Here is a 20914-nt window from a genome sequence, read left to right as displayed (position 1 = left end):
CACATAGATAAAAAGCCAACTTTAATCAACAAATTGATTAAAGTTGGCTTAGCTTTTTCTATTCACATATTAGTTTATTGCTATCCTTGCTCTGGCAAAGTATTTCGTTTAAATCGTTTGACGAAGTATCCTACCACGGCAATTACCCCGACTATACCAATGGAGATAAACAGGAGTTCATTAGAGTGCTGCGTAAAAATATGTTCAGCCTTAGGTCCATAATAATAAATTAGAATGCCTTCCAACAAAAAACGTTTACCTCTACCGAGAAGCGATACTCCCAAAAACACAGGAAAATTAATTTTTAGTGCCCCCGCTGTAATGCTAACAAACTTATAAGGAATTGGAGCCATCGAGGCTAAAAAGATAGCCCACTTTGCATTGTTTTCGACAACTATTCGCATTTTTTCTTCATATTTTGCTGGTATCATCTTTTTTGCAGCAGGCAAGCCAATTTTATGCCCAATTCCGTAACCAATAAAACCACCAAGAACAGAAACAATTGTCGCCACGCATCCGTAATAAATCGCATGTTCCGGTTGGGCCATCGCCAACGGTATTAAGATAATATCTGGTAAAATTGGCGAACAAAAAGACTCCGTAAATGCCGCTATACCTAAGCCGACTAAACCCCATCCTAAGAACAAAGCAATTATCTCGTCCATCTAACTTCCTCCAAAAATTGTTTATAAAATAAACCAAAAATATCTACCACACGAGGAATTATATGCTTATATTCACCTCCCAACAGATTAAACGCTTAACCTCTTATTTCTTTTTTAATTAACGCTGGGCTCTACATGAATAAGAACTTCAGAGGACGCAAATCGAGCTTTAATTCGCTGCTCAATTTCATCACAAACACAATGAACCTTATCAAGCGAAAGCTCTTTATCTAATACCAGATGGACATCAATCAAACATACACTCCCGGAACGACGCGTTCGCAAATTTGTAAATCCCCTGACCATAGAATGCTCTTGCAAAATTACTGCAATCGAATTTTTATCTTCCTCCGTCATGGTGGCATCCATCAGTTCCGCTATGCTCTTTTTCGTCATACCATAGCCAGCCTTAAATATAACGAACGCCATCGTAATGGCGATCACCGGATCTAACCAATATAATCCAGTCAATTTTATTGCCAGCAAGCCTCCTAAAACACCCATACTAGTCCAAACATCAGCCTGCAAATGCAAAGCATCTGCCTCTAAAGCATGAGATTGAGTTATTTTAGCTATCCGGAATAAATGTTTGGATACAAAAATATTCACTATAGTAGATACTAACATAATGACAATGCCATATTCTAATTTTTCAGGCAAAGTCTCAACATAAAGCTTTTGTACCGCCTCATAGATAATCCAAAGAGCAGCGACAACAATTAAAGCAGCCTCTACAGCTCCTGAAATATTTTCAACCTTACCATGACCATATGGATGCTTTGAATCAGGCGGCTTTCCTGATGTCTTCACTGCATAATAAGCAATCAAGGCAGCTAATAGGTCAACAGCGGAGTGAGTAGCCTCAGAAACAATGCTTACCGAGCCGGTTAATATTCCGATTATTAGTTTTGAAACTACTAATAAGCTATTGGATAGGACAGAAACTTTTGCTGCTTTCGTTTTCTGGAAATCAATATCATTTGGCAAAGATAATTGTTGTGACAAACCACTCTCTCCTTATATATGAAATAAACCTGCAGAATCAAAATGATCCCCCAGGTTCTTCCTGCTGCATAAAAATTCAGCCGCACCAGAAATCAGTCTCCTGATATTATATAGTTTTTCTTTTCATATCACATAGTATATCAGAAGAGCTAAGTAGTATGCAATAAGGTTTTGTTTAATGGGGTTATTGGTTATATCTACCTGTCATAATAGAAGACTTGCTCGCACATTGGAAGACCGGTTTCCTTGCACAATAGATTGATTCAATATTTTTACATAAAATGATGCACTATTACATTTTAAATATAATATTATATATTAACCAAAAATGCAGGAGGAATACCTATGACTAGACCCCAATATGGTCCTTCGAAAAGCTTTTATGGCTGTTCGCCTTCATGCACACCTAATATAGATGAGTGCCCAAATGACCCTGACTTGTATCTGCTCAGAGATGCAGCCGCCGACGAGCGTGGAGCAATTGCCGAATATTTGGGATGTGCGCTTGAAACTTGTTTGGATGAAGTCTTTTGGGACGTGGCCGAAGATGAAATGCAGCATTATGTAGAAACGATGCGATTAATATCCTTATTAGACCCAATACAGGCAAAGATGCTTGAGGAAGAAGAATTGGATTTTCTTGTCATGAAAAGAGCACCAAACGGTAACGGAAAACCAAAATGGCAAAATTATAAAACCACCAAAGAAGAGCAAGATGTGAAAGTAGTCCCTCCTAACAGAAAAGACCTACCAGCAATACGTTGCCTTACCAAAGCCATTCAAGGTGAACTCCATGCGATCAATAAATATCAAAAATATATGGAACGAGCTGACGATCCCCGTGTGAAGAAACATTTTTGTGATCTCATGAATGAAGAAAAAGAACATGTTGCAGAATTCACTGCAGCATTGTTTAAACTAACTCATGAACCCTTACCAGAAGAAGCTGATTAATTAACAGAAGCTCTACATCATTTCCGCTATAATTGGTTACAGCGAACCCTATTCGAAAGTGAAAGTTTATACTACTTATCGCATGGGGGTTTATTCCATATTGTTAGAGCCCATTAAATTCCGAAAAAAGTTAACTATCCTTACGTTTTTCTTCTTCGCTGCGTCTAACTAGTTCCGCCCACAGAATAAAAATGTCGCCGATTAGTACCAACACCAATCCCCAAACGAAAACATCGTCAAAGTTTCTCAATTGCATCACCCCATCTATTTTTTACCATTATGCGATTTATTTTTTGCAATATACTATGCGCATACCAAAACAAAGTTTCTTCGCCTTTTTCGCCAACTCATGGCAGAAAAGTCACTTCTGACTACCTGAAATAAAGGATTTTATTGCCACAGAGCGACAATCACGTATTATAGTATTCAAAACAGCAGAGCAAGAGATAAAACAAAATCAGGCAAAAAAATAAGCAGACTATTCGCCTGCTTGATTCCAGCATATCTTAAGTTTTCCAAAACCATTACTCCCAACTGATTTTTTAAAAAGTTGGTCCATCAAACAATTTACTGCGATAATGAATGGCCTCCGCTACATGTACGCCTTCAATCAATTCACTTTGTGCCAAATCAGCAATGGTGCGAGACACTTTAAGAATCCGATCATATCCTCTGGCACTTAAGTTAAGTTTTTGAAAAGCCTGTTTCACTAGCTTTTCCGCTTCGACTGAAAGCTGACAGGTTTTTACTACCTGTTTATGACTCATCGCACCATTGCAAAAAACGCCCCATTTTGACAAGCGCTGGCGTTCTACTTGACGAACTTGCTCTACACGCTGACGAATAGTGGCAGAACTTTCTGACTGTTTTTTGTCTACTAAGTCTTGATAATCAAGGCGCGCCACAGGCAAATGAATATCAATCCGATCCAGTAACGGGCCGGATATTTTTTTTGTATAACGCCGAATATCAGCAGCTGAACAGCAACACTTGCCACTAGGATCGCCAAAAAATCCGCACGGACAGGGATTAGCAGAACTGATCAATAATATTTGCGCAGGATAAGTCACAGTGGCATTGACGCGAGCAATGGTCACTTGTCCATCTTCTAGGGGCTGACGAAGGACTTCCAATACCGTACGGGGAAATTCCGGCAATTCATCCAAAAACAATACGCCATAATGACTTAAACTGACTTCACCGGGGCGGGGAATGCGCCCACCACCAATCATGCCAATCGCTGAGGTCGTGTGATGAGGACTACGAAATGGCCGTGTCCGCACAAGTCCCCGCACATGATCCATCATACCACTAACACTATAAATTTTGGTTACTTCCAAAGCCTCTTCATTTGTCATCTTCGGCATAATGGACGGCAGAGCCTTGGCCAGCATTGTTTTCCCAGCCCCAGGCGGACCCACCATAATCACATTGTGTCCGCCAGCCGCCGCAATCTCCAAAGCCCGTTTTGCAACAAGTTGTCCCTGTATATCGGCAAAATCCACTTCGTAGGAATGACAAGACTCTGTTTCTACAGATTTCTCCCGAGCTGGCAGCTCATCCCTGCCAGTTAAATAGCCCACTAATTGCTCCAGGTTATCAGCCGCACCTATAGCGATACTGCCTGTTAATTCAGCTTCCTGACAATTTTCCGGAGCCACAAAAACCTCCTGAAAGGCCTGATCTTTTCCTTCAATAACCATCGGCAAAATTCCCGCAACAGGACGGAGGCGTCCCTCTAACGACAATTCTGCTGCAAAGAGTTTCTGTTCAACAGCTGATTGAGCCAGTTGACCGCTGGCACAAAGAATGCCAATGGCAATGGGCAAATCAAGACCGGAACTGTCCTTTTTCAAATCAGCGGGAGCTAAGTTAATAGTAATCCTTTTTTGCGGATATTCAAAACCAGCGTTTTTTATAGCCGCCCTGACTCTTTCCTTTGATTCCCGAACAGAAGCATCGGGTAATCCAACAATTTCTAAACAGGGAATGCCATTAGCAATATCCACTTCCACCGTCACAATAATTCCGTTAAGTCCTACTGTTGTCGCTCCAAAACTTTGCGCATACACTTAAGTTCCTCCAAACGCATTGATGATATGATGGATGTTACTTTGCTTCCCACCTGTTCCATAAACCTCAATGACATCAAAGCGAACAGGCTGTTCTTGCAAAGAAAAACGTTGTAAATAACTCAAGGCTGTCATTTTAATTTTACGTTGCTTACGAAAATTTACTGCTTCAGCTGGTGTTCCATAGTCATCATTTCGTCTTGTCTTCACTTCTACAAAAACAATGATATCACCGTCTTGTGCTATAATATCAATTTCACCGATTTTCAGACGATAATGACTCGTTAAAATTTTATAACCCTTCTGAAATAAAAAAGAGCGAGCCCGAGCCTCGCCCCACATTCCAAATGTAATATGATTCATTTTCGCCTCCGATAATCAAAAGGTCTTAGGCGTTGGAAGAGGCTTGCGTTTTTGATCCATTCTGTAGACAAAAGCCAAAATTTCCGCCACAACTTTATATAGTTCCGGTGGAATTTCACGATCAAGTTCGACAGCCATTAATACACTTGTTAGAGCCTGACTTTGATAGATAGGTACCGAATTTTTTGTCGCTGCCTGCACAATATTTTCTGCAACAATTCCTGCCCCCTTGGCAATAACAACAGGAGCATCGTTTTCTTCAGTATTGTAGCGTAAGGCAACAGCCTTTTTTATTTCACTTGCTGCTTCTTGCTCTGCTTCCATAAATCCTCCTTGGCTGATTTCTCACGCTGATAGAATCTGAAGATTTTGTAATGTAAAGGGGCTACTTGCAATGGATTGACGAATACTTGGCAACCACTCATAAAAATCGCCTGCAGCTTGTTTATCAGAAAAACCTACTTTCACTTCCACTGCCTGTTGACGCACATGAAAAAACACCGTTACTGTCCCACTATAATCGGTTTTAAGAAAAATTCGCAGCCATGTTTCCTCAATATTGGGTCCCCCACGCTTTTCCGGTTGTTTTTGATGATAAATATGAATATGAGCTGGAAATACAGTTGTCCCATCGAAAGCAATTGGCATAAACATGGTAAATACTTTTCCCGTGTTGCCTGTTTCACTGTGAAAAGACTGTGAAGTAACTAACAATTTTTGAAAAGACTCAGCCAAATTATTCATACTATTCTTAGCTGAATTTAACTCGGCCTGATTTTGTGTGGTATATTTTGCCACATCACTTAATCTTTTATAAATATACATATCTTTAATTCCTGGAAATTGTTCTGCCAATTGTTTGACTTGTGAAGGCAACTGTTGTTCTAGTTGATTCTTAATCTCATTAAAAGCCTGACTATCCTGATCTGAAAGCTGTTGTAGCGGCTGCTTCCACTGATCCAACTTTTGCTTCAAAGAATCTTGCAGATTAGGATTATCCTGATTCTGCATAAATTGCTGCGCTATCCAATTAAAAAATTCATCTACTCCAACAAAATTATCCGGTACTTGCGGATGATTAATCATCGACAAAACAACACCAAGTGATGTTGGAATAACTGCTTGCTCTGTCTTATCCAAACTAGCTGATTGCGCTGTTGGAGAAGCCTGCTCGCTTGTCGAAACACCGTTACCATTATTCATTGACCGATCGTTTGCAACCCCCGACATCCCCTCCTCCGACAACATAGCTGAAGCTGATGAATTCGCAGGTAATGAAGCAATAGATTTTGCCTCTTGTCCTACCAGGTTACCGGTTGCAGACGTAGACGATTGATTCCCCAAAGCAGTTTGCTCTACACCTTGCTGTGATGCTACTGAAGCAGCTAAAGGCATATTTTGTGTAGTTTGACCGACTTGGGGCGTAGCATTTTTGGCACCACTAGCCGCAAAATTGCCATTAACCGAAGTATTGACCTCAGTCTCTGCCGCTGACAATACTGAAGAAGGTTGTCCTTGTACAACTCCCGACGACTCACCAGAGGTTACCGAGTTCAAAACAGTTGTCTGACCGGAAGCTTGTTCAAGTTCCGACTGGGTCTGCTGCAAAAGCTCCGTCATCAGCGGTTGAGCTGTTAACAAAATTTTCTGCACACTTTCCGGCAAATTTTGTTGCAAAGAAATAGCTAAATTAAGCCCCTTGGTTAACTGCGAGAAAGCATCTGCCGTATCCTTATTTGTCTTCACCATGGCTGTCAGTCCCTGCTCTAGAACATCAGGTGTGGCAGCAAAAAGTTTATCAGATAAAATTTGCTCCATATCCTGCCGAACAGTTTCCGGCAAAAAGTCAGCCAGCGTTTGTGGCCGATCCAGTAATGTCTCAAGCTGACTTAAAAGCTGAACAATTGTTTGTTCAATGGCAATCTTCAATTGAACAGTAGGACCTGCCGCACCCTGGTCTGTTTGTGCTAAGTCCGCTTGTACCTGTCCTTGTGGTACCGCTACAGTTGCTGTTTGTTCAATTTGCGGAATTTCAGGAGAGATAATGGATGTAGTATTGGTTGTAGCACCCGCTCCTGCTGCACCCGGAGTTACATTTCCTAGATTGGATGGTATATTGGCTGCGTCCATTCATCATCCCTCTTTTTTATGATAATTGCCCAAAAATCTTTCAAATAGACTATAAACAAAAAGTATATATTTATATTTTATTTCTGCATGACAAAACTAATTTCCTACCGGAACGTGAACTAATATCACTTATTTTGTTCAATTTTATAGGAAAAGCAAAGAATATAGGATATTCATCCTAGTCTTTGCTCTGAGACCACCAGCCATGATAGCAAAAAGCTGAGCTTCAAAATGAATGCTCAGCTTCTTCCCGTTTATAAGAAATCTACTTTTTTAGAGAGTTCAATTTTTTTAAACGTTCTACTGCTGCTTGAAGCGTTTCAATTTTTTTACAGAAACAGAACCGAATAAAGAGATGCGCATCAGCACTTGTAGAACGATAAAAACTCGAACCAGGCACAGGCGCTACACCGATTTTCTTGGTCAGATACTCTGCAAATTCCACATCATCGTCCCAACCAAAGGGCCGAATATCTGTCATAATATAATAGGCACCAGCAGGTTTCACACAGGTAAAACCTGCTGAAGTCAGCGCATTCAATAACAGATCCCGACGTTTAGCATAAAAAGATGCTAAATTCTTATAATACTCCGGTTTAAACCGCATAGCAGCTGCCGCAGCCACTTGCAGCGGTGCCGCAGCACCGACAGTCAAAAAATCATGTACCTTGCGAATGGACTGCGAAATCTGGGCTGAAGCAACGACATAACCAATGCGCCAGCCTGTTACACTGTACGTCTTGGAAATACTGTTGATCATAATGGTCCGATCAGCCATACCGGGAATTTTCCATAAAGGAATATGCTGAGCTCCATCATAAATGATATATTCATAAATTTCATCTGTAATGGCGAGTACATCATATTTTATACATAAGTCAGCAATAACTTGCAGCTCTTTACGAGAAAAAACTTTTCCTGTCGGATTATGAGGTGTATTAATAATAATGGCCCGTGTACGATCAGAGAAAGCCGCCGTAAGTTCGTCTAAATCGAGATGAAAATCAGGCGTGTGTAATGTCACATATTTGGGAGTGGCACCACAAAGAATGACATCAGCCCCATAGTTTTCATAAAAGGGCTCAAAAACAATGACTTCATCGCCTGGATTGACTGTTGCGAGAAGCGTCGCAACCATCCCTTCTGTCGACCCGCAACATACCGTAATCTGCTGTTCCGGCTCAATATCAACCGCGTAGTCCTGATTAAGTCGCCAGGCAATGGATTCCCGTAAATCTTTTGTACCCCATGTAATGGCATATTGGTTGTGATCCTGAAAAATGGCTTGTGAAGCGGCCTCTTTAATGGCATCCGGGGCTGGAAAATCAGGGAATCCTTGCGCAAGATTTATCGCTCCATGAGCAGCAGCTACGCGTGACATCTCACGAATAACAGACTCAGTAAAATGACTAGCCTTTATTGATGCATAATTTTTTACTTGATTCATAAACTCTCTCCCCTCATCATGATTGATTCGCTCTTTTCGCTAATACCCCTTTCATTTTACAAGGTACAATAAAATTTTACTAGATTTGATAATCTTGTACTGATTTCTCACTACGCTTCGTTCATTTGATCAAACAAAGCTTTTACCGGTCCATAGGTTATACGATGAATAGGGCAGGGACCGTACTTTGCTAGGGCAGCAAGGTGTTCTTTCGTAAAGTAACCCTTGTGATTCTCAAAACCATACTGAGGATAAAGCGCAGCATAATCGACTAGCTTCTGGTCACGTGCCACTTTCGCTACAATAGAAGCTGCACTAATGGCAGGAATAAGTGAATCGCCCTTAATGATTGTTTCCGTTGGTATAGCAAGACTAGGAGCACGATTTCCGTCAATCATGGCCTTGTCCGGTTGAATGGACAATCCTTCTACAGCTCTTTTCATGGCAAGCATTGTAGCATAAAGAACATTCAATTTTTCGATTTCAGCTAAACTCGCTGTAGCAATACAAAAACTCAGGGCTTTTTCTTTAATCTCAGCAGCAAGAAATTCCCGTTTCGCAGCTGATAGTTTTTTCGAATCAGCCAGACCGGAAATGGATCGATTGGGATCTAAAATAACTGCACAAACATAGATTTCAGCAGCACCAGCACCACGTCCCACCTCATCACAACCACAAATAATCAAGGGATGTTCCTCCTCTTTTTATCTCAACAAATACACCCAACAGACACTGAAATCATATATCACCCACAATATGGTTCCTGTGCCTTTCAACTTACTTTCTATGTATTATAAAAAGACTGGAAAGCTCCTTCCAGTCTTTTTTTGTCATTCACTTGACTTAACAAGGTACGCGATCCAATGAGATGGAGCCAAGCTTCCCTGTCCGAAATTCAGTGATAATCATACGAATCACCTTTTCTGTATCAATGACACCGCCACTACGAATACAACCGCGCTTACGCCCAATCAGTTCAAGTAATTCCTGTGACACGCTAGGCAAAGGTTCAGACAGTTTATACCGTTCAATCAAGTTGACGGGATAATCAAAGCTCAAAGTTTCTAGAAGTTTCAAAGCGACTTCTTCCATATCAAAGACTTCGTCATTCATGGCACCTGTTACAGCCAATTTAAACGCTACTTCCTGATCATTTTGCTTGGGCCAAAGTACACCAGGCGTATCAAGAAGTTCCAGATTCTTACCAATTTTAATCCACTGCTGACCTCGCGTCACACCGGCCTTATCGCCGGTTTTGACCGTAGCACTGCCAAGCAGACGATTAATAAGCGAAGACTTTCCTACATTGGGAATACCCAATATCATGGCCCGGACACTACGGTTTTGAATCCCCTTGGCTTTGAGTCGTGCTATCTTATCAGCTACAGAGATTTCTACTTGGCTGACAAGCTGTTTTGTACCTTTACCTGTCATGGAATCAATGGCAACGACGTGGATTCCCTTATCTTTATAATAGTGAATCCAATCGTCTGTAAAAGAACGATCCGCCATATCGCTTTTATTTAAAGCAATAACACGCGGTTTATCTTTCGTAATGGTAGGAATGAGCGGATTGGAACTACTGAGGGGAATGCGCGCATCTAAAAGCTCAATCACCACATCGACCAACCGCAGTTGTGATTCAATCATACGTTTCGCCTTGGTCATATGACCAGGAAACCAATGAATATGCATTCAGTTTTTCCTCCGTGTTATGGCAGGGCTTTAAACTGACTGACTGGCCAGAATACCAGCACAGCCTTGCCTTTGATTAGCTCCAGCGGAACAAATCCAACATCGCGGAACCGACTGTCTTCTGAATTATTGCGATGATCCCCCATAACAAAAACATGCCCTTCAGGAACAACGGCGAGAGGATAAGACCCCTTCATGGGCTCATCCAGAATATAAGGCTCATTAATGAGTTTCCCATTAACATAAACATGGTTCTCTTTTATTTCAATGGAATCGCCAGCTGTAGCAATGACCCGCTTAATAAAATCGCGACTTTGATCTTGAGGATATTTAAAAACAAGGACATCACCCTTTTCAGGCTGTTTAAAACGATAAATAAACTTATTTACAACAAGTCGCTCGCTATTTTCAAGGGTCGGCTGCATGGAAGGACCTTCAACAATATAAAGTTCCACAATAAAATAGCGGATAAAAAAAGCAATAACAATAGCGACTAAAATAGATATAACCCAATCTTTGATTTCTTCCCCTAAACGAGTACTCATAAAAAACCTCCTCACGCAATTTGCCAATGAAAATAATGAAACAAAAGGGACTGATATCAGTCCCTTTTAGATTAGCGTTTTTCTTTAATGCGAGCTGCTTTACCAGTTAAACTACGTAAATAATACAATTTTGCCCGACGAACAATACCTTTACGAACCACTTCAATTTTATCAATCCGAGGGGAATGCACTGGGAAAGTACGTTCTACACCCACGCCGTAAGAAATACGTCTTACTGTGAATGTTTCACGAACGCCACCACTTTTACGATTAATCACAACACCTTCAAATAACTGAATACGTTCCCGTGTACCCTCGACTACTTTTACATGGACACGAACCGTATCTCCCGGACGAAAAACCGGAATGTCTTGGCGAAGTTGTTCTTGTTCTAAAGCTTGAATAATATTCATTTGTAATTTCCTCCTTAATTAGATGTTCGTGCCTTCGTCAAGCAGAGGACCATCCATTTTACACAAAACTTATTATATCCTATTTACAAAAAAAAATCAATCTGTATTTCCCGCCTGCCACCAAGCTTCTCCAAGTAATCGATCCAGTATGATAGCAACAGCCGCCCGTACCGGAAGATGATTATATTCACCACCACCATAAATGGGTTCCAAAATATAATCAAATTGATTCATCATGGTCTTTTCTAAACCAAAACCTGTCCCAAACAACAATAAGCAAGGATGATCATTCTGAGCAATTTTTTCGCGCAAATGACCATAAGAAATCGTATTGGGATAAATCCTAGCATCTGTTGTAACAACAATGGGACGAGCCTGTTCCTTGGCAGTAATCTGATCCACAGCCGCCTCTATGTCAGGCACTGTTTCAACCGTTGTAAAAGCTTCTTTACGATCCAAATTATACTTACTGCCAACACCCGTTTTCCAGTAATCCATGACATCTTGAGCCAAGCGAATCTGACTTTCCAGCGGATGGATAATAAAATAATTTTTAATATTATAGGTCCGTGATGTACGGGCTAAATCATGAATATCAAAATTAGCAATGGCGGTTGTTACGACTTCGTTATTGCGGTTATAAATGGGATAATGCACCAGTCCAATATAGGTCTTACTCACTCTTCGTCGCCGCCTTCCTGTTCTATTTCTCGCAGCAAGCGTCGATCCGTGTCCAAAAGTTCAGCAGATTTTAATAAATCAGGCCGTTTTTGTAGCGTCAGGCGAAGGGATTCTTTCCGACGCCAACGCGCAATTTTCGCATGATCACCAGAAAGAAGGATGTCAGGCACTGTCATTCCTTCAAATTCACGGGGACGCGTATATTGTGGATATTCCAAGAGACCATGATAAAAAGAATCCTCTTCTGCCCCCTCGGGTGCGCCAAGAACGCCGGGAATCATCCGCGATACAGTATCCGTAATAACCATGGCCGGAAGCTCACCGCCAGTGAGTACATAATCGCCAATAGAAATACATTCATCAACAAGGTATTTGCGAACCCGCTCGTCCACACCTTCGTAGTGACCACAAACGAAGATCAATTGATCGAATGTGGCAAGTTCCTTGGCTTTCTCCTGAGTAAAGGGCTGACCACTTGGACACATAAGAATTATCCGCCGCTTAGAAGGGAGTGTCTCCCCGCACAGACTTTGGACAGCCCGAAAGATCGGGTCAGGCTTCATGACCATGCCGGCACCGCCGCCAAAAGGCATATCATCGACAATATGATGTTTATCTTCTGTAAAGATGCGAGGATTCGTAATGACAATGTCTAATAATGCCGCATCACGAGCACGCTTGATTATACTATGGCCCAAAGGCCCATCAAACATCTCTGGAAAGAGTGAAACAATATCAATGCGCATGGTCATCCCATTCTTCCTGCAAGACTACGATCATTTTTTTATTCTCAAGATCAATCTTCTTCACAACTTTTTTCAAGGCGGGAATAAGTAACGGCTTACTACCTGACTGTTCCTGTTCAATGACATAAACATCATTACTGCCTGTCTCCAGAATATCTGTCAGTTTACCTAAATACTGTTCGTCTTCAGTAAAAACCTCAAGACCAAGTAAATCGAACTGATAATACTGGCCTTCAGACAAAGGCATAACTTGATCGCGTGGAATATAAAGAATTTTTCCGCTGAGCCACTCAATATCATTACGCGAATCAAGGCCTTTAAATTTTAACAAAACATACTGCTTATGATATCTTACTTGAGCAATCGTGAGTGACTTCTCATCCTCAAGTAACAGGGAACTTAACTGCTCAAATCGGTCAGGGAAATCCGTTAGAGGCATGATACGAAGTTCACCCCGCACACCGTGCGGGGCAATAACTTTTCCTACAGCTATCAAATTTTTCATCATCTTAACTTCGCAAGGCAATAATTTTGCCGTCTTCAAGCAATATCTCAGTTGACATGGCTTGATTTAAATCATCGCCCATTCCAAGTGTTACAAATTGTTCCAATGTTCCTTGAACGATTTCTACACCAATTTCGAGCTCGGTTGTTTCTTTTAACTTCGCTTCCATTTGTGCTTTGAAATCGATGCGTTTTTGCATTTCTGCATTGATTTGCTGACGCAGGCCAACTAATCCCTGTGCATCCTGCTTGGCTTGCTCAGCAAGCGCCCGTTTCCCCTGGAAATCAATTTGCTGCAATTCCGTATCCGCCCGTTTAATGGCTTCCTCGATATCACTTGTCAATTGCTTTTTTAAGTTTTCTGTTACTTTGGCTTTTATGGTTACTGGGCACTTCAGCGTCACTTGTTGTGCTTGATCCATGACAAACGCCACCTCACTCAATGATTTCAACCATCACTTTTTTATTTTCCCGCGAGGCAGCCGCTTTCACGACAGTACGAAGTGCTTTCGCAATCCGTCCCTGTTTTCCGATAATTTTTCCCATATCTTCCGCTGCCACATGGAGCTTATAAATAAGGATTTCATTATCGACCGATTCGGTCACACTGACTTTGTCGGGATTTCTTACTAAGGCTTTGGCGATAACTTCTATTAAATCAGTCATTGACTTACGCCTCTTTCTTAGAACGCTTCAGTTCATCCCACTTCTTCATAATACCCAATTTGCTGAACAAAGATTTTACTGTATCAGTCGGTTGAGCACCTTTGCTTAACCATTCAATCGCTTTTTCTTCATCAATTTTAATGATAGCAGGTTGCATGGTGGAATCGTACTGACCAATTGTTTCAATTTGACGGCCATCACGTGGAAAATGAGAATCAGCAACAACTACACGATAAAAAGGGCTTTTCTTTGCACCCAGACGTTTTAAACGAATTTTAACTGCCATAACAAAATCACCTCCTTTATAAAATATCACAAAAACTTTATTCTATTCCACTGCTATTGCAGGAATGGCATTTTAAAAGGCATCTTCTTATTGCCTGATTTCATTTTTGCAAAACCCTTCATCATCTTTTTCGCATCGGCGAATTGCTTTAGCAATCGATTGACTTCTTGTACACGGGTTCCACTGCCTGTAGCAATGCGTTTACGACGACTGCCATTAATAACGGCGGGTGTTTTCCGTTCCTTTGGTGTCATTGAATAAATAATGGCTTCAATATGCTTCAGTTCTTTCTCATCAAACTCGGCACCTTTGAGCTTGTTTTTTAGGCTTCCCATCCCAGGAATCATACCTAAAATTTGTTCCATCGAGCCAAGTTTCCTAACTTGCTGCATCTGTTCAAGAAAATCATCTAGCGTAAAGTCTTCTTTACGCAACTTTTTTTCCAGCGCCTTGGCTTTATCTATATCAATGTTTTCTTGCGCCTTTTCAATCAAACTCAGCACATCACCCATGCCCAGAATACGCGACGACATGCGTTCAGGATAAAAAGGTTCCAAAGCATCCAATTTTTCGCCCATACCAGTAAATTTAATAGGTTTGCCTGTAACGGCTTTAATTGAAAGGGCTGCACCACCACGCGCATCGCCATCAAGCTTCGTTAAAATGACCCCGTCAAGACCTAGGTCTTGATCAAAATTCTGTGCTACATTGACCGCATCCTGCCCTGTCATGGCATCCACAACAAGCAAAATTTCATGAGGCTTCACCTGTTGCTTAATTTGCTTCAGTTCATTCATTAATTCTTCGTTAATGTGCAGCCGCCCTGCCGTATCCACAATGACTACATCATTTAAATAAGCAAGTGCATGATCAATGGCTTGTTTGGCAATCTCAACAGGGCTTACCTTATCACCAAGTGTGAAAACAGGCGTATCCACTTGTTTACCAACAACCTCAAGCTGTTTAATTGCTGCCGGACGATAAACGTCACCTGCAACAAGCAGTGGCCGCTTACCTTGCTTTTTCAATGTCAAGGCCAATTTACCTGCTGTTGTTGTTTTACCTGCACCTTGTAAACCAACAAGCATAATAACTGTCGGCGGACGGGAAGAAATGGCAATCCGACTTTGTGTTCCACCCATTAGCTGAGTCAGTTCATCATGAACAATTTTTATAACAAATTGTGCCGGTGTTAAGCTTTCCATCACTTCTTGACCGACGGAACGTTCCTTGACTTTGGCAACAAAATCTTTTACTACTTTAAAATTCACATCGGCCTCAAGAAGTGCCATGCGTACTTCACGCATCGCTTCATTGACATCAGCCTCAGATAACTTACCGTGACCGCGTAATTTTTGAAAAGTTGCCTGAAGTTTATCTGCTAATCCTTCAAATATCATGAGACGTCTCCTTACATTTTACTCAATTAGACGTTTTAATTTATTTTTTGCTACTTGGACCACTTCAACATCAGCCAGCTGCGACTGATCTAAAAGCTGAAAGACTTCTCTAAGCAACTGTCTCTCTTCGTGATGTCGTGCAACAAGCTGTAATTTTTCTTCGTGCTCATCTAAAATTTGTTCAGCTCGTTTTAACAAATCATAAACAGCCTGACGTGAAACTTCGAGTTGCTCAGCAATTTCCGACAACGAAAGATCTTGGAAATAATGCAGTTCCAAAGAAGTTTGCTGTTTTTCAGTCAATAGAGCACCATAAAAATCGTAAAGCGCGCTAATTTTCAGCACCTTGTCTAACAAAAAACATCACCTTCTGTCAGAAATGCTGACAAGTAGAATACCTTTACCTTGGCTATTATATCACAATCCAAGCAGCTGTCAAGTTTTTTACTTGTCAGGAAATAATGCTGACGCAAATTCTTCGGGATTAAAGGGCCTGAGGTCACTAACACCCTCGCCCACGCCAATCCATTTCACTGGAATTTGGAGCTCTGTTTTGATAGCAATGACAACGCCGCCTTTTGCTGTTCCATCAAGCTTTGTTAAAACGACACCTGTCACTCCTGCTGCTTCACCAAATATTTTGGCCTGGTTAATCGCATTTTGACCAGTTGTCGCATCAAGAACTAACAATGTTTCATGAGGCGCTCCCGGAATTTCACGATTGACGACACGACACATCTTTTTTAGTTCTTCCATAAGATTGGATTTCGTATGAAGTCGGCCAGCTGTATCGATAATCACAATATCTGTTTTACGTGCCTTGGCAGCTTGAACGGCATCATACACTACAGCCGCAGGATCAGCTCCTTCTTCATGTTTGACAATATCGACGTGGCTGCGATCGCTCCAGATTTCCAGTTGCTCTACAGCTGCCGCCCGAAAGGTATCAGCAGCTGCAAGCAGCACCTTTTTTCCCTGCTCTTTGTAATAGTGCGCCAATTTACCGATTGTCGTTGTTTTCCCTACACCATTGACACCCACAACAAGAATAACTGTAGGTGGATTTTCAGCCAATTGAAGTGGTTCCACCCCCTCAATAAGAAACTGGGTAAGTTCCTGCCGCAAAAAAGGTTTTAAATCATCGGGGCTATTAATTTCCTTGTTTTTAATGCCTTGACGGACCTTATCCATCAGAATCATCGTTGTTTTTATACCTACATCAGCCGAAATGAGCACAGCTTCTAACTCTTCCAGAAATTCTTCATCAATTTGTGCATAACCTGTAATCAGTTGATCAATTTTATTTGTAAAATTCTTGCGTGTCTTGTCTAGACCTGTTTTCAATTTATCAAAAAAGCCCATCTGTAACTCCCCTTTAGCCTACTTGCTTAGCAAATTTAACGGATAGAAGTTTGGAAACACCTGATTCTTCCATGGTAATACCATGAAGGACATCGGCAATTTCCATCGTTCCCTTTCGATGCGTAACAACAATAAATTGCGTATTTTCCGCATATTCTTTTAAAAATTCACTAAACCTCGTGACATTCGCTTCATCGAGAGCCGCATCAATTTCATCAACCATGCAAAATGGCGCGGGTCGATAACTTAAGAAACTAAATAGTAATGCAATGACTGTTAATGATCGCTCCCCACCCGAAAACAGTGATAAATACTGCTGTTTTTTGCCTGGCGGCTGAACAATAATATCAATGCCTGTATCAAGCAGTTCATGAGGTGAAGTTAAAACAAGCTTAGCTTGTCCACCCCCAAATAGCTTGGTAAATATTTGATGAAAATAATCATTAATTTTATCAAACGCTTGTTTAAATTGCTTACTCATAGTCTGATCCATTTCCTGAACAATGGACACTAAGTACTTCTTGGCTTCAATTAAATCGTCAACTTGCTGCATCAAAAAATCATACCGTTCTTTGAGGCGCGTAAATTCTTCAATGGCCCCGGCATTAATAGGCCCGAGTTCGGCTATTTGACGCTCTAGACGTTTACCTACTGCAAGAAGTTCGTCAATCGGACGCTCCTGATAATAGGACTGTGCTGTCTCACGCGTCAGTTGGAACTGCGATTCTAGCTGTGTATTGCAGGCAGCAACTTCGGCATCATATTTCGTTATAAGCAGTTCTCGTTCGTGACTACGTCCTTGTACTTCTTGTAATTGCTTGTGGATGGCCTTGGCATCCTTATCACACGCCGCAACAGCACTTAAAGCAACTAATTTTTGCTGCTCAAATTGCCGCAGTTTTAATTCTTGTTCCTGCTTTTCTGCTGCAAGACGTTTTTTCAGTTCTGAAATTCTAAGTAATTCAGTGGCTGTTTCATCAAGACAGACTTGCGCCTTATCCTGCTGCTTCATTAATAAATCGAGTTGATTTTCTGTTTCACGTAAGTTCGCTTCATATAGCCTACGATTCTGTCCCACAGATTGAAGCTGTTGTGTCAAGGCAGACATTGCTATTCTTAGTCCTGTCACTTGTTCCGTAATGGATGCCAAACTTGCTTGCTGAATTTTATTTTTTTCCTGCCAAGCCGTAACAGTCTGCTTGCGCTCATCATCCTCTTGTTCCAGGCGGCTAACTGTTTGCTGCACAAGAACGAGATCAGCACCTAACTGTTTCACTTGCTCTTCACGAAGCTGTTTTTCTGTCATTAAATTTTTGACAGACTGACGAATGCGCTGAATGTCTTGTAAAGTCTGTTGATTTTGTACAAGTCGTTGTGCCTGACTGACTTCGTTTTCCTGAAGAACTGCTTGGCAAAGAACCAGTTTCTCGTCAAACTGCTTAAGCTGCTCACAAGCAGCCTGACTCTGCTGCTGCTGATCCAAAACAACTTGGCGTTGTGATTCAATTTCGCTATCCAGTCGATTAATTTCACTTTGGCGTCCGATGAAGCTATTTTCCCGTCGCTGTGAACTCCCGCCTGTTAAAGAACCGCCGGGACTCACCAGTTCCCCCTCCAAAGTCACCATACGCAAAGAATAACGATACTTTTTGGCAATAACCAAGGCATGATCAAGTGTATCAACAATGAGGGTTCGCCCCAATACATGCGCCATAGCTAAAGCATAAGCCTTATCATAAGTAACAAGCTCACTGGCAAAACCAAGCACCCCTTGCTCCTGTGCTGACGATCGTTCCGCATCGCGCCTGGAATAGGACTGTACCGTATCGAGCGGCAAAAAAGTGACTCGCCCAAAATGATTTTTCTTTAAATAGTGAATAGCCGCCTGAGCCGTCTGGGCATGATCCGTAATTAAGTGCTGAGCCGCACCACCCAGGGCAATTTCAATGGCTGTAACAAGGTGAGGCGGAACTTGAATAAGCTCCGCTACCGCCCCAAAAACCTGAGAGCGCCAAGGCGCATCACTTTTTAAAATGCTCTTAATCCCCTTGCCAAAACCATCATAATCCTGCTGCATATGAACAAGTAACTTCTTGCGTGTCAACCTGTCATTTAAACGAAGTTGAAGCTGTGTCTCCTGCTGTTTTAAGCGTCCTAATTCTTGTTCCAATTCTTTTTTACTCGTTAATAATAAAACGTGCTGTTCCTTTTCAGCAAGCTGCTGAGCTTTTAACTGAGCAAGGTCTGCTGTTTTCTCTTGATAGAAAATTTCTAATTTTTCCAGCTGTTGCTGTTCTTTTGCCACCTCAACTGACTGACTTTCTTTCTGTCCGTCCAGACCATGCAGCTCTTTTTCAAGCTCACGACATCGATTACGCTGTGAAACAAGTTCTTGCATACAATCAAAAATTTGTTCTTTCCCTGTTTCAATTTGCTTCGTCAACTGAGCTTGAGCGTCCTCAGCATTCTTTTGCTGCCCTTCAAGCAAAACCAGTTTGTCCTGTAAAGATTGTTGCTCCTGCAGCTTGATCTCATATTCTGCATAGGATCGCTTACTTTTATCCCGATTTTCAGCCGTCTTATCAACTAGAGACGTCCGATCAGCAACTAACCTTTCTAGTTCCCGACGGTTTTGGCTCTGACGTTCATCAAGAATACCGACTGTCGCCTCGTGTTTTGTAAGCTCTTCTTCAATCTGCTTAAGCTGCAAAGATACATTACGACAAGCTTCATCCGCCTTAGCCAACTCACTCGTTTGCTTGTCCCGCTCTGTATCAGCAACAGCCAATTTGGAACTAAATATAACCTCCTGCTCCGCAAATTGCTGGTAATCGCTGCGCGCCCCGACAAGGATTTGTTCTGCTTTGGTGAGTCGCTGTAAGAGTTGACTGACCTGACAAGCGAGCCATTCATCATGAAGCTCATTGTACTGCTTTGTCTTGACAGCACTGTCTTTGAGCGGACCCAATTGGCCTTCAATTTCACTAGTAATATCTTCAAGACGCGTCACATTACTATCTGTCTCCTCAATTTTGCGTACAGAGTCCCGCTTACGTTGTTTGTATTTCATAATACCTGCTGCTTCTTCAAAAATCAGGCGACGTTCTTCCGGCTTTGCATTTAAAATTTCGTCAATTTTATTTTGGCCGATAACCATCATGGAATCACGCCCCACACCTGTATCAGCAAAAAGTTCATGAATATCTTTCAAACGGCAAGGACTTTTATTAATAAAAAACTCGCTGTCACCCGACCGAAAAATGCGTCGTGTAATAACTACTTCAGCAAAATCAACAGGTAGAAGTCCATCACTGTTATCAAAATACAGCGAAACTTCCGCCAGCCCCAGAGCCCGTCTTGCCGAACTACCGGAAAAAATAATGTCTTCGCTTTTTGCCCCACGGAGGCTCTTCATGCTTTGTTCACCCAAAGCCCAGCGGATAGCATCAGCCACATTGCTTTTACCACTACCATTCGGTCCGACAATAGCAGTCACACCTGCCCCAAGTTCAAGGACCGTTTTCTCAGCAAAAGACTTAAAACCATAAGCCTCTAATTTGTGTAACTGCAAAAGAATCACTAACACCTTTCTAGTATAAATTTTCATGTTCAATTATTTATTCCCTATAATAAAAGAAAAACCTGCTTGCTCACGCAAACAGGTTTCCAGAGATTGTTTTACCGCGGTTCAACAATAAAACGAATCGCTGTGCGTTCCTCACCATCAATCATAATTTCGGCAAAAGCGGGAATCGCCACTAAATCGATTCCATTCGGTGCGACAAAACCGCGAGCAATAGCAATGGCCTTGATTGCTTGGTTAACCGCCCCTGCACCTACTGCTTGAACTTCAGCTGTACCTTTTTCACGTAAAACAGCAGCGAGTGCGCCTGCAACAGATTTGGGATTTGATTGTGCCGATACTTTCAGTATATCCATTACTTAACCTCCTTTGAATTCAGGGCTTTGCAAAGGCTTCT

Annotated in this window: 23 protein-coding genes; 1 reads left to right on the top strand and 22 read right to left on the bottom strand. The window is 41.7% G+C overall.

Annotated elements, in window-relative coordinates; all coding sequences use genetic code 11:
- Nucleotides 1–80: 80 nt before the first annotated feature.
- Both Ga0466249_RS11435 and Ga0466249_RS11430 read right to left on the bottom strand, forming a co-directional pair.
- Nucleotides 81–665 (bottom strand): YqaA family protein, encoded by a 585-nt coding sequence (locus tag Ga0466249_RS11435; RefSeq protein ID WP_215829595.1) that lies wholly within the window; start codon nt 663–665, stop codon nt 81–83.
- A 114-nt stretch (nt 666–779) separates the two neighbouring features.
- The gene (locus Ga0466249_RS11430) at nt 780–1670 is read right to left on the bottom strand and encodes a cation diffusion facilitator family transporter (RefSeq protein WP_246588646.1); all 891 of its coding nucleotides are present in this window, start codon (nt 1668–1670) and stop codon (nt 780–782) included.
- A 345-nt stretch (nt 1671–2015) separates the two neighbouring features.
- Here Ga0466249_RS11430 and Ga0466249_RS11425 point away from each other — a divergent pair, with 345 nt between their 5' ends.
- A complete protein-coding gene (locus Ga0466249_RS11425) occupies nt 2016–2624 on the top strand; it encodes a ferritin family protein (protein ID WP_215829594.1) in 609 nt (202 codons plus the stop codon).
- Between the two features lie 542 nt (nt 2625–3166).
- On the opposite strand, the gene Ga0466249_RS11420 is transcribed toward Ga0466249_RS11425, so the two are convergent.
- From Ga0466249_RS11420 to Ga0466249_RS11325, 20 genes are all read right to left on the bottom strand, one after another.
- Complete coding sequence (locus tag Ga0466249_RS11420; RefSeq protein ID WP_215829593.1) at nt 3167–4696, bottom strand: YifB family Mg chelatase-like AAA ATPase; 1530 nt, start codon at nt 4694–4696, stop codon at nt 3167–3169.
- Nucleotides 4697–5059, bottom strand: a complete 363-nt coding sequence (locus Ga0466249_RS11415) for a YraN family protein (RefSeq protein ID WP_215829592.1) — start codon at nt 5057–5059, stop codon at nt 4697–4699.
- A gap of 15 nt (nt 5060–5074) precedes the next feature.
- On the bottom strand, nt 5075–5383 hold the full coding sequence (locus Ga0466249_RS11410) for an EscU/YscU/HrcU family type III secretion system export apparatus switch protein (RefSeq protein WP_215829591.1): 309 nt from the start codon (nt 5381–5383) through the stop codon (nt 5075–5077).
- Between the two features lie 21 nt (nt 5384–5404).
- A complete protein-coding gene (locus Ga0466249_RS11405) occupies nt 5405–7189 on the bottom strand; it encodes a hypothetical protein (RefSeq protein ID WP_215829590.1) in 1785 nt (594 codons plus the stop codon).
- Nucleotides 7190–7454: 265 nt separating this feature from the next.
- Nucleotides 7455–8636: a pyridoxal phosphate-dependent aminotransferase gene (locus Ga0466249_RS11400; RefSeq protein WP_215829589.1), complete on the bottom strand. Its 1182-nt coding sequence runs from the start codon at nt 8634–8636 to the stop codon at nt 7455–7457.
- 110 nt (nt 8637–8746) lie between these two features.
- On the bottom strand, nt 8747–9322 hold the full coding sequence (gene rnhB, locus Ga0466249_RS11395) for a ribonuclease HII (RefSeq protein WP_215829588.1): 576 nt from the start codon (nt 9320–9322) through the stop codon (nt 8747–8749).
- Between the two features lie 157 nt (nt 9323–9479).
- Nucleotides 9480–10331, bottom strand: a complete 852-nt coding sequence (gene ylqF / locus Ga0466249_RS11390; protein ID WP_215829587.1) for a ribosome biogenesis GTPase YlqF — start codon at nt 10329–10331, stop codon at nt 9480–9482.
- Nucleotides 10332–10348: 17 nt separating this feature from the next.
- Nucleotides 10349–10876, bottom strand: a complete 528-nt coding sequence (lepB, locus tag Ga0466249_RS11385) for a signal peptidase I (RefSeq protein WP_215829586.1) — start codon at nt 10874–10876, stop codon at nt 10349–10351.
- A 71-nt stretch (nt 10877–10947) separates the two neighbouring features.
- Nucleotides 10948–11289 carry a 50S ribosomal protein L19 gene (rplS, locus tag Ga0466249_RS11380; RefSeq protein ID WP_215829585.1) on the bottom strand — a complete coding sequence of 114 codons (342 nt, stop codon included), beginning with the start codon at nt 11287–11289 and terminating at the stop codon, nt 10948–10950.
- Between the two features lie 96 nt (nt 11290–11385).
- A complete protein-coding gene (locus tag Ga0466249_RS11375; RefSeq protein ID WP_215829584.1) occupies nt 11386–11970 on the bottom strand; it encodes an RNA methyltransferase in 585 nt (194 codons plus the stop codon).
- Nucleotides 11967–12716 carry a tRNA (guanosine(37)-N1)-methyltransferase TrmD gene (trmD, locus tag Ga0466249_RS11370; RefSeq protein WP_215829722.1) on the bottom strand — a complete coding sequence of 250 codons (750 nt, stop codon included), beginning with the start codon at nt 12714–12716 and terminating at the stop codon, nt 11967–11969. The genes Ga0466249_RS11375 and trmD overlap by 4 nt, the downstream gene beginning before the upstream one ends.
- Nucleotides 12706–13224: a ribosome maturation factor RimM gene (gene rimM, locus Ga0466249_RS11365; RefSeq protein ID WP_215829583.1), complete on the bottom strand. Its 519-nt coding sequence runs from the start codon at nt 13222–13224 to the stop codon at nt 12706–12708. The genes trmD and rimM overlap by 11 nt, the downstream gene beginning before the upstream one ends.
- A gap of 1 nt (nt 13225) precedes the next feature.
- On the bottom strand, nt 13226–13642 hold the full coding sequence (locus Ga0466249_RS11360; protein ID WP_215829582.1) for a YlqD family protein: 417 nt from the start codon (nt 13640–13642) through the stop codon (nt 13226–13228).
- Between the two features lie 13 nt (nt 13643–13655).
- Complete coding sequence (locus tag Ga0466249_RS11355; RefSeq protein WP_215829581.1) at nt 13656–13886, bottom strand: KH domain-containing protein; 231 nt, start codon at nt 13884–13886, stop codon at nt 13656–13658.
- Nucleotides 13887–13890: 4 nt separating this feature from the next.
- Nucleotides 13891–14172: a 30S ribosomal protein S16 gene (gene rpsP / locus Ga0466249_RS11350; protein WP_215829580.1), complete on the bottom strand. Its 282-nt coding sequence runs from the start codon at nt 14170–14172 to the stop codon at nt 13891–13893.
- Between the two features lie 53 nt (nt 14173–14225).
- A complete protein-coding gene (gene ffh / locus Ga0466249_RS11345) occupies nt 14226–15572 on the bottom strand; it encodes a signal recognition particle protein (protein WP_215829579.1) in 1347 nt (448 codons plus the stop codon).
- 18 nt (nt 15573–15590) lie between these two features.
- Nucleotides 15591–15929, bottom strand: a complete 339-nt coding sequence (gene ylxM, locus Ga0466249_RS11340) for a YlxM family DNA-binding protein (protein ID WP_215829578.1) — start codon at nt 15927–15929, stop codon at nt 15591–15593.
- Nucleotides 15930–16016: 87 nt separating this feature from the next.
- Nucleotides 16017–16934: a signal recognition particle-docking protein FtsY gene (ftsY, locus tag Ga0466249_RS11335; RefSeq protein WP_215829577.1), complete on the bottom strand. Its 918-nt coding sequence runs from the start codon at nt 16932–16934 to the stop codon at nt 16017–16019.
- Between the two features lie 13 nt (nt 16935–16947).
- Entirely contained in the window at nt 16948–20541 is a 3594-nt protein-coding gene (gene smc, locus Ga0466249_RS11330; protein WP_246588666.1) for a chromosome segregation protein SMC, read from the bottom strand.
- Between the two features lie 71 nt (nt 20542–20612).
- Nucleotides 20613–20873: a stage V sporulation protein S gene (locus tag Ga0466249_RS11325; protein ID WP_215829575.1), complete on the bottom strand. Its 261-nt coding sequence runs from the start codon at nt 20871–20873 to the stop codon at nt 20613–20615.
- Nucleotides 20874–20914 lie beyond the last annotated feature (41 nt).

Origin of the sequence: Pelorhabdus rhamnosifermentans (genome assembly GCF_018835585.1) — a bacterium.
Taxonomy (GTDB): Bacteria; Bacillota; Negativicutes; order UMGS1260; family UMGS1260; genus Pelorhabdus; species Pelorhabdus rhamnosifermentans.
Note: the sequence above shows the minus strand (reverse complement) of the source record. Positions and strands in the feature narration are given on the sequence as shown.

Bases quoted from the DNA above. Each gene is read 5' to 3' on its own strand.
- rpsP (WP_215829580.1), bottom strand. From the start codon at position 14,172: ATGGCAGTTAAAATTCGTTTAAAACGTCTGGGTGCAAAGAAAAGCCCT.
- ylqF (WP_215829587.1), bottom strand. From the start codon at position 10,331: ATGCATATTCATTGGTTTCCTGGTCATATGACCAAGGCGAAACGTATG.
- Ga0466249_RS11325 (WP_215829575.1), bottom strand. From the start codon at position 20,873: ATGGATATACTGAAAGTATCGGCACAATCAAATCCCAAATCTGTTGCA.
- smc (WP_246588666.1), bottom strand. From the start codon at position 20,541: ATGAAAATTTATACTAGAAAGGTGTTAGTGATTCTTTTGCAGTTACAC.
- rimM (WP_215829583.1), bottom strand. From the start codon at position 13,224: ATGATGAAAAATTTGATAGCTGTAGGAAAAGTTATTGCCCCGCACGGT.
- Ga0466249_RS11415 (WP_215829592.1), bottom strand. From the start codon at position 5,059: ATGAATCATATTACATTTGGAATGTGGGGCGAGGCTCGGGCTCGCTCT.
- Ga0466249_RS11400 (WP_215829589.1), bottom strand. From the start codon at position 8,636: ATGAATCAAGTAAAAAATTATGCATCAATAAAGGCTAGTCATTTTACT.
- Ga0466249_RS11360 (WP_215829582.1), bottom strand. From the start codon at position 13,642: ATGGATCAAGCACAACAAGTGACGCTGAAGTGCCCAGTAACCATAAAA.
- trmD (WP_215829722.1), bottom strand. From the start codon at position 12,716: ATGCGCATTGATATTGTTTCACTCTTTCCAGAGATGTTTGATGGGCCT.
- lepB (WP_215829586.1), bottom strand. From the start codon at position 10,876: ATGAGTACTCGTTTAGGGGAAGAAATCAAAGATTGGGTTATATCTATT.
- Ga0466249_RS11425 (WP_215829594.1), top strand. From the start codon at position 2,016: ATGACTAGACCCCAATATGGTCCTTCGAAAAGCTTTTATGGCTGTTCG.
- rplS (WP_215829585.1), bottom strand. From the start codon at position 11,289: ATGAATATTATTCAAGCTTTAGAACAAGAACAACTTCGCCAAGACATT.
- Ga0466249_RS11435 (WP_215829595.1), bottom strand. From the start codon at position 665: ATGGACGAGATAATTGCTTTGTTCTTAGGATGGGGTTTAGTCGGCTTA.
- Ga0466249_RS11405 (WP_215829590.1), bottom strand. From the start codon at position 7,189: ATGGACGCAGCCAATATACCATCCAATCTAGGAAATGTAACTCCGGGT.
- Ga0466249_RS11410 (WP_215829591.1), bottom strand. From the start codon at position 5,383: ATGGAAGCAGAGCAAGAAGCAGCAAGTGAAATAAAAAAGGCTGTTGCC.
- ftsY (WP_215829577.1), bottom strand. From the start codon at position 16,934: ATGGGCTTTTTTGATAAATTGAAAACAGGTCTAGACAAGACACGCAAG.
- ffh (WP_215829579.1), bottom strand. From the start codon at position 15,572: ATGATATTTGAAGGATTAGCAGATAAACTTCAGGCAACTTTTCAAAAA.
- Ga0466249_RS11355 (WP_215829581.1), bottom strand. From the start codon at position 13,886: ATGACTGATTTAATAGAAGTTATCGCCAAAGCCTTAGTAAGAAATCCC.